Raw genomic sequence first — 11366 nt, 5'->3', positions numbered from 1 at the left:
GAACCAGCCTGAAATCGTTAACGTACCGATTGTAACTCTAGAGGATACATATTGTAACCTCTACGGGAATCGATTAACGTATTTTTGTAAAACGATTTCGGCCTATCTGGGTAGCAGGTCCGTGATGAATGATTTTGCAAGCGCATTGCGGCACCACTGTGCTCGGAAAGGCACCATCGCGCAGCTTTGCAAGGCCACAGGCATCAACCGTCAGCAGTTCAACAAGTATCTCGCCGGCCAGATCCTTCCCGGCGCCCGCACCATGCGCAAGATCTGCGCCTATCTCGGTGTGACCGAGGAGCAGCTTCTTTCCGGCAAAACCCTTGCAGAAAAACAGCTTTCCGCCCCATCAGAAATCGATTTCGATTCTCCGCCGGCCACTCCGCCGGCCGACCCGCCGCATCAAGTGCTGCGCAATGGTTTTTACCGCGCCGTCTTCCCGGTTCACCGGGCGCCGGGCGTGGTTGCCTGCTGGCTGGTGCACGTCACCCCCGGCACCGGAGGCGGCCAGTTCCATACCTGCCGCAACCACTTTGAGGATGCGTCCGCCTTGGGCTTTGCAGCCAATCACATCCGCTATCGCGGGCCTGTGCGCTATGCGCCCGACGAGGCCTTCCTGATCGGGACCGCCCTGCTGGCGCAGCCCCTTCACGGCATCATCCGCGTCGATCTGCGCCCTGCGGCCGGCCCGGATTATCTCTCTGCCATCGTGCTCACGCGCCGTCCGGATGGCCCGGTCGCCCTGTCGGGCGTCATGCAGTTCCTCGGCGACGGTTGCACGGGGCGTGCGGCGCTTGCGGGAATGGGCGTCATGCGCCTCGATGATCCGGCAGCTGATCCCGTGGTGGTCCGCATGATGGGCGCGGCGGCGGCCGCGGGCCCCAACTGGATGAGTTCCTTCAATGAAAGGAACCTCCGGGCGGAGCCATTGTCCGGAGGTTCCGATCTTCCCGAGGCGCTGCGCGTGCGGCGCCTCTCGGTCTAGGCGCGGCGCCGGGGTCCTTCCGGCTCCAGCCCATATTTGCCGCAACCCACGGTATAGGCTTCGTAATAAACACTCTCGATCATCCAGACGAGGGCGGAATGGCCTGAACGCAGCGCCGCCAGCCGCAGCTTGCGTGTTTGCTCGGCGATGAAGCGCGCCGTCTCTGCCGGATGCAGACGGTGCGAACCCAGCGATTCAGGGTCGAAAGCCCTGTTCATCATCAACTCCAGGCGCGTGCGTGTCGCCGCAGCGTCCACAACGTCCTTTTCTGTTTTTGTTTTTGAACTCACGTTACTCATTTTATGTTTCTTCCCCAGTTTTCTCAGAGGCAGTGCGGGGCTCCCATCCCGTTGACCTCCGGTAAGTGCAACCGTAAGGAGGTCAACTTTAGGTGTAAATTTCTCAGCTTGGCGAAGGGTGCGGGAAGTTGGCCTTGCGCAAAGCTGCGAAGGCGAACGCCTTGAGTGCAGGGCGTCCTGGCCCGGGCCCGGGCCAGTTAGATCTTACGTCTTGTGAAGCCTCACGCGGCGGCGCGAACGAGGCGTCGGCTGGCCACCAGGTTCCCGAACATGGTGCGGCTCACGCGCTCGCATTTCGGCAGCTGCAGCCGCGCCTGTGCCCTGACACGGCCATAGGCGCCGGGGCCCATGGCCTGGTCCAGCCACTCGAGATATTGCGGGATCTGCGCCCAGCGGTCGATCAGCGCCGGGGTCAGCTCGCCATGGAACTGGGTCGCCATGATCTCGCGCCCGACCGACATGATCTGGACCGGGCTCACGGCGGAGGAGGCGAGCACCTCCGCACCCTCTGGAAGCTTGGTCACCTCGGCATGGTGCCACTGCATGATGCGGAAGGCGGATGGCAGCCCGCGGGTGAGCGGATGGGCATGGCCCAGCGCATTGAGCTCCACCTTGCCGAAGCCGACTTCGGCCGCGCGCGCCAGCCCCACCTCGCCGCCCAGCGCGACGGCGAGCAGCTGCAGGCCCAGGCACACGCCCATGTAGGGGCGGTTACGGTTCAGCGTCCATTCGCGGATGGCGGCAATCTCGGGCGTCAGCCAGGGGTGGGCATCCGTCTCCCACACATCCATGGCGCCGCCCATGACCAGCAGAAAGTCATAAGGGGCGAGCGACGGAATCGCCTCACCCCTGTGCAGCATCACCACGTCGAGCTCCACGCCCTGTTCGGCGAGGAAGCGGCCGAACAGGCCGGGCGGTTCGTCATCCATGTGCTGGAAGGCAAGGGCGCGACGGATCACGGGCAAAATCCTTCGGAAGGGCGGTGAGGGTGTGAAGGCGCGCACATAAGCAATCCTGCGCGATTCACAAGGGCTTTCTTTCCCACGGTTGCCTTAACGGGGAATTGCGACGATGGTGTTGCGCCCATGACACGCCTTCGCCTGATCCTCTCCGCACTGCTGCCCTTCGCCATCGGCTACTTCATGTCCTACCTGCTGCGCGCGGTGAACGCCGTGGTGGCGCCCGACCTGGTGAAGGACCTGGGGCTCACCCCCGCCCAGCTGGGCCTTCTCACTGCCGCCTATCTCGGGGCCTTCGCGCTGTTCCAGCTGCCACTGGGCGTGCTGCTCGACCGCTACGGGCCGCGCAAGGTGCAGGCCGCGCTTCTCACCGTGGCGGCGGCTGGCTGCCTGGGCTTTGCCTTCGCGCCCAATTTCCTCGTGCTCTTCATTGCCCGTGCGGTCGTGGGCCTCGGCTTCTCGGCCGGGTTGATGGCCAGCTACAAATCCACCGCCATGTGGGTGCCGGTGGAACGGCGCTCGCTGGCCAATACGGCCGTCATGTCGGTCGGTGCGCTGGGCATGGTGGTGGCGAGTGAACCGACGGAATATCTCGTGGGGCTGATCGGCTGGCGCGGCGCCTTCGCCGTCTTCGCCGGCGTCATCCTCGTTTCGGCCGTCCTCGTCTTTGCCGCGGCCCCGCGGGCGGATACCTTCGTCGAGCCATCGCCGCTCCGCCGCCAGTTCGGCCAGATGCTGGCCATCCTCAAGACGCCGGTGTTCTGGCGGCTCGCACCGCTGCTGGGGCTCACCTCCGGCGTGCAGATCGGCATCTCCACCTTGTGGACCGGCCCTTGGTTTCGCGACGTGATGGGACATTCGCGGGAGGAGGTGGCACGCCACCTGCTCTATCTTGCCGTCGCCTTCATGGTCGGCATCCTGTCGGTGGGCGTCGTCGCCGACAGGCTGGGGCGGCGCGGCATCTCGCCCATGCAGGTGATGCTGGGGGCGAACCTGTTCTATTTTGCCGCGCAGATCATCATCGTGCTGCGCATCACCTCTCTCGCCCTTCCGGCCTGGCTGGTCGTCGGCGCGCTGGGGCAGGTGGCGGTGCTGGCCTATCCCTGGTTCGAGGCGCATCTCGGGCGCGACGTTGCAGGCCGTGCCAATGCCGCCATCAATTTCACGCTCTTCGTCTGCGCCTTCGTATCGCAATATCTGGTAGGCTTCATCATCGGGCTTTTCCCGGCCTCGGCGACGGGCTACAGCGCGCAAGGCTACAGCTGGGCCATCGGCGTTTTCCTGCTGGCGCAATTCGTGGCCTATGGCTGGTACCTCGCGGCCTCGCCGCACAAGGAGAGAAGTGCATGATCAATCCCGTGATCGCCGAAGTCACCCGGGGTGACATCGTGGAAAGCCGCCACCGCGGCGCCTATGCCGTGGTCGACCGCGCGGGCCACGTGGTGGCGGCCGAAGGCGGCATCGCCGCCGCGGTCTACCCGCGCTCGGCGATCAAGGCCTTCCAGTGCCTGCCCGTGATCGAGAGCGGTGCGGCCGATCACTTCGGCTTCACGGATGAGGAGATCGCGCTGTGCTGCTCGTCCCACAATGGCGAGCCGGAGCATGTGCGCGTGGCACGCTCCATGCTGGCCAAGGGCGGCAATGCCGAGAGCCTCTATGAATGCGGCGCGCACTGGCCCTATTTCGAGGAGGCGCGCTTCGCTCTCGTCCGCCATGGCGAGCCCTGCGCCGCTGTCCACAACAACTGCTCCGGCAAGCATGCCGGCATGCTGGCCCTGGCCCGCCAGCTGGGCGCCGATCCCCATGGCTATGTGGGTCTCGACCACCCGGTGCAGCAGGCGATCGCGAAGCGCATTGGCGAACTCTGCGACATCGACCTTTCGCAGCAGCCGGTCGGCGTCGATGGCTGCTCGGTACCAACCTGGGCCATTCCGCTGAAGAACCTGGCTTTGGCCTTCGCGCGCTTCTCGGACCCCCAGAACAAGGCCGCGCGCCGCATCATCGAGGCGGTGCGGGCGCATCCCTTCATGGTGGCGGGCACCGGCGACTTCGACACGCTGATCATGGAAGCCGTGCCGCGCCTCTTCATCAAGACGGGGGCCGAGGGCGTCTATTGCGCGGCGATCCCGCATGCCGGGCTCGGCATCGCCCTCAAGGTCGATGACGGTGCCGCACGCGCCGCCGAGGTCGGCATCGCCGCGGTGCTGGCAGGCCTCGACGTGTGGACGCCGGAGGAAAAGGCGGCGCTCGAACGCTTCCGCCACCACGACCTCGCCAACTGGCGCAGGATCGAGGTGGGCGAGGTGCGGGGCTTGCGGCTGTAACCGGCCCGTCACATAGTCCTCCCAAGGTTGCGTGAAACCGTGGGGGACCATCATGAAACTGCCGCTGCTTGCCGCCCTTCTGCTCGCCGCCGGGACCGGTGCCGCCCAGGCGACCGACCTCACCATCATGAGCTTCAACGTCTGGGGCGGTGGCGCCAACGAGAAGAAGCCGGTGGACGAGACGGTAGCCGTCATCAAGGCGGTGAACCCCGACATCATCGGCATCCAGGAAACCCGGCTCGAAAGCGATCCCTGCACCGCCGACGTCTGCCCGCCGGTGGGCGACAGTGTGGCGCCCAAGCTCGCCGCGGCGCTGGGCTATCACTACTATGACCAGGCGAAGCAGAACGACGCGCTGTGGGCCAACGCCATCCTCAGCCGCTATCCGATCGGCAAGGCGACACCCAACGACACGGGCGTCGAGATCATGGTCGATGGCCGCAAGGTGCAGGTGTTCAACATCCACCTCGATGACTCGCCCTACCAGCCCTACCAGCTGCTCGGCATCGAATACGGCGACTTCCCCTTCCTCAAGACGGCGGAGGAGGCGGTGAAGGCTGCCGAAGCGACGCGCGGCCCCGCCCTCAAGCTGCTGTTCGACGACATGGCGGCGGCGGGCGAGGCGGATGCGGCCTTCGTCTTCGGCGACTTCAACGAGCCTTCTCACCGCGACTGGACGGAGGCCGCCGTCAAGGCCGGCAACCAGCCGATGGTGGTGCCCTTCCCGACGGTGAAGGCGATCGAGGACAAGGGCTTCGTCGACACCTTCCGCGCCGTCTACCCGGATGCGGGTGCCAAGCCCGGCATGACCTGGACGCCCACCAGCGAGCCCACTGCCAAGGACGACCACCACGACCGCATCGACTTCGCGCTGGCCCGCGCGAAGGACCTCGAGGTGCTCTCCGCCGGCATCGTCGGCGAGAAGGCGCCCGAAGCCGACATCGTGGTCACCCCCTGGCCCAGCGACCACCGCGCGACGATGGCGAAGGTGAAGTTCTGACCACACGTTGCCGCAGCTTGAGATAGGTCAAGGCCTGCGACTGCCGCCTGTCCGATTCTTCGAAAAACAACCCGAAGGAGTGTGGGACATGAAATGGCTTCCGCTGCTGACCTATGTTCTGGCGGCCCCAACGATTGCCGGTTCGATCATGGTGGCGCTGCTGACCATGGGCGTCGACAACCGCATGCTGATCGGCGGCACGCTGGCCGGATTCGTGATTGCGCTGCCGGTCGCCTGGTTGGTGAGCAAGTCGATCCGCAATGCGATTCACGGCTGACCATATCTTGCAGATTCAACATCGGGCCTGTTCCGGCGACCTTTTTTGACGGCCGCAAAGCAGATGCCCGGGACAAGCCCGGGCATGATGAAGAGTCGAGACAAGTTTCAGAAGCTACTCCGCCGCGCGCTGCGCGTAGCCCAGCTTCTGGTTCAGCCTTTCGAGCAGTGCGAGTGCGGCGTCGGGGATCACCGTGCCCGGCGGGAAGACGGCGGCTGCCCCCATGTCGATGAGCGTCTGCACGTCCTCCGGCGGGATGACGCCGCCCACCACGATCATGATGTCGGAGCGCCCCGCCTTGTCGAGTGCGGCCTTCAGCAGAGGCACCAGCGTCAGGTGCCCCGCGGTGAGCGTCGAAACGCCCACGGCATGGGCCTTCTCCGCCACCGCCTGTTTCGCCACTTCTTCCGGCGTTGCGAAGAGCGGGCCGATCACCACGTCGAAGCCCATGTCGGTGAAGGCCGAGGCGATCACCTTCTGGCCGCGGTCATGGCCATCCTGGCCGACCTTGGCGACGAGGATCTTCGGCGCGCGGCCATCCGATTCCCTGAACGCCGCAACGGCATGCCTGGCCTGTTCGATCTTGTGCTTGTCGCGCGGGGTTGCGGCATAAACACCCTTCACCGCGCGGATCGCCGGGGTGTGTCGGTTGAACACCTTCTCCAGCGCCAGCGAGATTTCACCCACCGTCGCCTTGGCGCGTGCCGCGTCGACAGCGGCGGCGAGCAGGTTGCCCTGGCCGGTCTTCGCCACCTCGGTGAGCTTCGCCAGCGCGCCTTGCGTCTCCGCCTCGTTGCGCTCGGCGCGGAGCTTCTGCAGCTTCTCGATCTGGCGCGCGCGCACGGCCGAATTGTCGACCTTCAGGATGTCGATCTTGGCGTCGCCCGCGACCTGGTACTTGTTGACGCCGATCACCGCCTGCTCGCCCGAGTCGATGCGGGCCTGCGTCCGCGCGGCAGCTTCCTCGATGCGTGATTTCGGGATGCCGGCCTCGATGGCCTTGGCCATGCCGCCCATCGCCTCGATTTCCTCGATGTGCTTCCAGGCCTTCTCGGCGAGGTCCTTGGTCAGCTTCTCGACGAAGTAGGAGCCGCCCCACGGGTCGATCACCTTGCACGTGCCCGCTTCCTGCTGGAGGAACAGCTGCGTATTGCGGGCGATGCGGGCCGAAAAGTCGGTGGGAAGTGCGAGTGCCTCGTCGAGTGAGTTGGTGTGGAGCGACTGTGTTCCTCCTTGCGTGGCCGCCATCGCCTCGATGCAGGTGCGCGTCACGTTGTTGAACACGTCCTGCGCGGCGAGCGACCAGCCGGACGTCTGGCAGTGCGTGCGCAAGCTGAGCGAGCGCTCGTCCTTGGGGTCGAAGCGCTTGATGAGCTTGGCCCAGATCATGCGCGCGGCACGCATCTTGGCCACTTCCATGAAGAAGTTCATGCCGATGGCCCAGAAGAACGAAAGCCGCGGCGCGAACTTGTCGATGGGCATGCCGGCCTCGACACCGGCCTTGGCATATTCGAGGCCATCGGCCAGCGTATAGGCGAGTTCGAGGTCCGCCGTCGCGCCCGCTTCCTGCATGTGATAGCCGGAGATCGAGATCGAGTTGAACTTCGGCATCCGCTCGGAGGTGTAGCGGAAGATGTCGGAGACGATCTTCATCGATGCCGCGGGCGGATAGATGAAGGTGTTGCGGACCATGAACTCCTTGAGGATGTCGTTCTGGATGGTGCCCGCGAGCTTTTCCGGCGGAACGCCCTGTTCCTCGCCCGCCACGATGTACAGCGCCATCACCGGCAGCACGGCACCGTTCATGGTCATCGAGACCGTCATCTGGTCGAGCGGGATGCCGTCGAACAGGGTGCGCATGTCGTAGATCGAGTCGATCGCCACACCGGCCATGCCCACGTCACCCGCGACGCGCGGATGGTCCGAATCGTAACCGCGATGCGTGGCGAGGTCGAAGGCGATGGAGAGGCCCATCTGCCCCGCCGCCAGGTTGCGGCGGTAGAAGGCGTTGGAATCTTCCGCCGTGGAGAAGCCGGCATATTGCCGGATCGTCCAGGGCTGGGTCGTGTACATGGTCGGATAGGGGCCGCGCAGATAGGGCAGGGCGCCCGGCCACGTGTTCAGGAAGTCGATGCCCGCCATGTCCTCGGGGCCGTAGGCACACTTCACATGAAGGCCTTCGGGCGTCAGCCAGTCCTGCGCGGCGCAGCCGTCGACGGAGGAGGTCTCGAGCGCGATGGTCGAGAAGTTCGGAATGCGGCTCATCACAGGGCCTCCGTTTCGGGGGCATATTCTTGCTTCAAGGGATAGGCGGTCGTGCCGATGATCGGCAGGCTCGCCTTCGAGTCCGGATCGGGCACCGGCCAGTCACCGGCCTCCGCCGCCTGGAACACCTTCCACGCGGCTTGCGCTAGGCCTTGCGTATAGGTCTCGATATAGCCCGCACCGAGTGCGGGGTCGGCGACGCGCCAGAGGTTCGACTCCTCCGCCAGCACGTTCTGCACATTGCGCGCGACGCGGCGGGCGAAGGCATTCGGCAACCCCTGCGCCAGCGAGAAGGGAAGCACCGTGATCGAATCGGCGCCACCAAGGCCAGCGCCGAACACCGCTGCCGTGGCGCGCAGGATGTTGGTGTGCGGATCCTTCACCGCCATCATGCGCCAGGAGGTTTCGGCGTGGAGCCGGAGCGGCGCATCCGGCAGCCCCGCCGCCTGCAGCACGCGCCGCCAGAGGAGGCGGATCGCCCGGAACTTGGCCAGCGTCGCGAACATGTCCTGGTTCGCCGCCAGCGTGATGCCGGTGGAGCGGACAAGATGTGCGTCGTTGAGGTTCTCCAGCGCGCGCAGCGTGGCCACGGCGGTGGCGAGCGTCGCACCCAGCTCCTGCGCGTCCGTCGCACCCTGCTCGTGCCAGCTGCGGCCATCGGCCTCCATGTAGGGGCCGGTGTAGCCGCGCCGCGCGAGCTCCGCCGCATCGGCGGGCGAGGTGAGCGCGAAGGAGACGTTGAGCCGCTCCGGATCGATGGGTTCCTTGGCGATGAGTTCGGCCAGCGCCATCGAGCCAGAGCCTTCGACGCGCAGCGCCACCGCATGAAGGTGCACGCCCTGCAGCACGCGGGCAAGCCGTGCCGGGTCGAGGCCGTGGCCGCGCGCGGTGGCTGCATCCTGCGTCACCAGCACGAGGCCGGTGGCGCCATTGGCGAGGTCGTCGAGCGCCTGCTCATTGGCGCGCACCGCATCAGGGTGGTCGGCGCGCTGGAACAGCGTCCACGGCACCTGGGCCGCGCGTGCGGCGCGGGGGGCGGCGAGCTGGCCATAGATCGGCTCCAGCCGGATCCCGTCGGGAGATGTGCGGACCAGCTTCTCCTCGAAGCCGGCGCCCTTCAGCACCGCCTCGACGCGCTTCATCCACTCGGCCCGGTTCACCGCCGGGAAGTCGGCGGCCAGCTTTAGATCACCCATGGCAAACCCAGTCTTTTGCAACTGCGAAAACACTAGCGAAGACAGGGTGCCGCCGCAAACCGCCCTTGGTCTAATCGGCTGCCATCAGACGTAGCCGGAAAGTCCCGGAATGGAGCCCGCCACCTCCTTGACGAGAGGGGCACCAGCCTTCTCCTTGGCATAATCCAGCGTCGTGGTGCCCAGCGCCTTGATCTGGTCCATGGACAGGCCCGCCGCGCTGAGTTTCGAGATGGCCGCCAGGGGGCCGCCCATCATGCCCCCGGCCAGCATGCCGAGCAGGCCGCCGCCGCCCTTGCCCGCCCCGTCGCCGCCCTGCGCGCGCGCCAGTTCTGCGGCACCGGGCAGCTTGTCGAAGAGCTCCTGCACCTTGTTCTGGTTCCCCTGCGTCTGGATCAGGTTCAGCATGATGCCGAGCCCCTTTTCCGCCTTCTCGGGCGAGAGGCCGCTGGCCGTCACGATGCGGTCGATCAGTTCCTGCATTCTCGAATCCTGCCTCATTGCGAATTGTGGCTGCTTATAGCAAGAAAGGGTTGTCGAAAGCGAATGATCAGGGATTCACAGCGCATGTCCGACCAGACCGTGTTCATCGGCCAAAGCACCAAGCGCGAGGATTTGTTCCTCGCCATGGCCAACCGCCACGGCCTCGTCACCGGCGCCACCGGCACCGGCAAGACGGTGACGCTGCAGATCCTGGCGGAAGGCTTCTGCGACGCGGGCGTTCCCGTCTTCGCGGCCGACGTGAAGGGCGATCTCTCCGGCATCTCGATGGAGGGCGAACCCAAGGAGGCCCTCGTCGAACGTGCCAAGTCCATGGGTTTCGACGATTATGGCTTCGAGTCGATCCCGACCATCTTCTGGGATCTCTTCGGCCAGCAGGGCCACCCGATCCGCACCACGATCTCCGACATGGGCCCGCTGATGCTGTCGCGCCTGATGGGGCTGACGGATGCGCAGGAGGGAGCGCTCAACATCGCCTTCAAGCTCGCCGACAAGGAGGGCCTGGCGCTGCTCGATTTGAAGGACCTGCGGGCACTGCTGAAAGAGCTGGGCGACCGTGGCAAGGAACTCACCACCGAATACGGCAACCTCGCAGCGCCCACCATCGGCGCCATCCAGCGCCGCCTCGTGGTGCTGGAGGAGCAGGGCGGCAACAATTTCTTCGGCGAGCCTGCCCTCGACATCCATGACTTCATGCGCACCACGCCCGCCGGCAAGGGCTACATGAACGTGCTCGCCGCCGACAAGCTCATCAACTCGCCGCAGCTCTATGCCACCTTCCTCCTGTGGATGATGTCGGAACTCTTCGAGCGCATGCCCGAGGTGGGCGATCCCGAGAAGCCGAAGCTCGTCTTCTTCTTCGACGAGGCGCATCTGCTGTTCTCCGAGGCGCCTCCCGGCCTCGTGCAGAAGATCGAGCAGACGGTGAAGCTCATCCGCTCCAAGGGCATCGGCATCTATTTCGTGACGCAGAACCCGCTCGACGTGCCGGAAAGCGTGCTCGCCCAGATGGGCAACCGCGTGCAGCACGCGTTGCGTGCCTATACCCCGCGCGAACAGAAGGCGGTGGCCACCGCAGCCTCCACCTTCCGCCCCAATCCCGCCTTCAAGACGGAGGAGGCGATCACCCAGTTGGGCAAGGGCGAGGCGCTTGTCTCGGTGCTTGACCTCAAGGGCGTGCCCACCATGGTGGAACGCACCATGGTCCGCCCGCCATCCTCGCGCATGGGGCCCATCACGCCGGAGGAGCGCCAGAAGATCATCAGGAACTCGCCGGTCTATGGCAATTACGAGGAAGCCGAGGACCGCGAGTCGGCCTACGAGATCCTGATGAAGCGCGCCGAGGAGCGTGGTGCGGCGGCCGAGCAGGCCAAGGCCCAGAAGGAAGCGGACCAGCAGGCCAGGGCCCAGGCCCGCACACCGACCCGCGAAACGGCGACCGACCGCTTCGTCAAGAACATGGCGAGCACCGCCGGAAGGCAGATCGGCAACATGCTGATCCGCGGGATCCTGGGCGGGTTGAAGAAGTGGTGAGGAGGGTTCTCTCCATCACAAGCACTCATC

Annotated in this window: 11 protein-coding genes; 6 read left to right on the top strand and 5 right to left on the bottom strand. The window is 65.6% G+C overall.

Features of this window, described 5'->3' with window-relative positions:
* Positions 1 to 124 precede the first annotated feature (124 nt).
* Positions 125 to 985: a helix-turn-helix domain-containing protein gene (locus tag DK847_RS05005; protein ID WP_111196539.1), complete on the top strand. Its 861-nt coding sequence runs from the start codon at positions 125 to 127 to the stop codon at positions 983 to 985.
* Here DK847_RS05005 and DK847_RS05000 read toward each other — a convergent pair.
* Entirely contained in the window at positions 982 to 1284 is a 303-nt protein-coding gene (locus DK847_RS05000; RefSeq protein ID WP_146256051.1) for a hypothetical protein, read from the bottom strand. The two genes, DK847_RS05005 and DK847_RS05000, sit on opposite strands and share 4 nt — an antisense overlap.
* A gap of 221 nt (positions 1285 to 1505) precedes the next feature.
* Positions 1506 to 2243: a type 1 glutamine amidotransferase gene (locus tag DK847_RS04995; RefSeq protein ID WP_146256050.1), complete on the bottom strand. Its 738-nt coding sequence runs from the start codon at positions 2241 to 2243 to the stop codon at positions 1506 to 1508.
* 126 nt (positions 2244 to 2369) lie between these two features.
* Between DK847_RS04995 and DK847_RS04990 the strand changes: the two genes are divergently transcribed.
* The 4 genes from DK847_RS04990 (at position 2370) to DK847_RS04975 (ending at position 5844) form a co-directional block, all read left to right on the top strand.
* The gene (locus DK847_RS04990) at positions 2370 to 3593 is read left to right on the top strand and encodes an MFS transporter (RefSeq protein WP_111196536.1); all 1224 of its coding nucleotides are present in this window, start codon (positions 2370 to 2372) and stop codon (positions 3591 to 3593) included.
* A complete protein-coding gene (locus tag DK847_RS04985) occupies positions 3590 to 4567 on the top strand; it encodes an asparaginase (protein ID WP_111196535.1) in 978 nt (325 codons plus the stop codon). Before DK847_RS04990 ends, DK847_RS04985 begins: the two co-directional genes overlap by 4 nt.
* Positions 4568 to 4619: 52 nt before the next feature.
* Entirely contained in the window at positions 4620 to 5567 is a 948-nt protein-coding gene (locus tag DK847_RS04980; RefSeq protein ID WP_111196534.1) for an endonuclease/exonuclease/phosphatase family protein, read from the top strand.
* A gap of 88 nt (positions 5568 to 5655) precedes the next feature.
* Positions 5656 to 5844 carry a CTP synthetase gene (locus DK847_RS04975; protein ID WP_111196533.1) on the top strand — a complete coding sequence of 63 codons (189 nt, stop codon included), beginning with the start codon at positions 5656 to 5658 and terminating at the stop codon, positions 5842 to 5844.
* A gap of 114 nt (positions 5845 to 5958) precedes the next feature.
* On the opposite strand, the gene scpA is transcribed toward DK847_RS04975, so the two are convergent.
* From scpA to DK847_RS04960, 3 genes are all read right to left on the bottom strand, one after another.
* Positions 5959 to 8109 carry a methylmalonyl-CoA mutase gene (scpA, locus tag DK847_RS04970; RefSeq protein WP_111196532.1) on the bottom strand — a complete coding sequence of 717 codons (2151 nt, stop codon included), beginning with the start codon at positions 8107 to 8109 and terminating at the stop codon, positions 5959 to 5961.
* Positions 8109 to 9305, bottom strand: coding sequence for a methylmalonyl-CoA mutase family protein (locus DK847_RS04965; RefSeq protein WP_111196531.1), 1197 nt, complete (start codon positions 9303 to 9305; stop codon positions 8109 to 8111). The genes scpA and DK847_RS04965 overlap by 1 nt, the downstream gene beginning before the upstream one ends.
* An 84-nt stretch (positions 9306 to 9389) precedes the next feature.
* Positions 9390 to 9803 carry a DUF2780 domain-containing protein gene (locus DK847_RS04960; RefSeq protein ID WP_111196530.1) on the bottom strand — a complete coding sequence of 138 codons (414 nt, stop codon included), beginning with the start codon at positions 9801 to 9803 and terminating at the stop codon, positions 9390 to 9392.
* A gap of 66 nt (positions 9804 to 9869) precedes the next feature.
* On the opposite strand from DK847_RS04960, the gene DK847_RS04955 reads away from it, so the two are divergent.
* Positions 9870 to 11336: a helicase HerA-like domain-containing protein gene (locus DK847_RS04955; RefSeq protein ID WP_111197256.1), complete on the top strand. Its 1467-nt coding sequence runs from the start codon at positions 9870 to 9872 to the stop codon at positions 11334 to 11336.
* The last annotated feature ends 30 nt before the right edge of the window (positions 11337 to 11366 follow it).

Origin of the sequence: Aestuariivirga litoralis (assembly GCF_003234965.1) — a bacterium.
In the GTDB taxonomy this organism is placed as follows: Bacteria; Pseudomonadota; Alphaproteobacteria; order Rhizobiales; family Aestuariivirgaceae; genus Aestuariivirga; species Aestuariivirga litoralis.
Note: the sequence above shows the minus strand (reverse complement) of the source record. Positions and strands in the feature narration are given on the sequence as shown.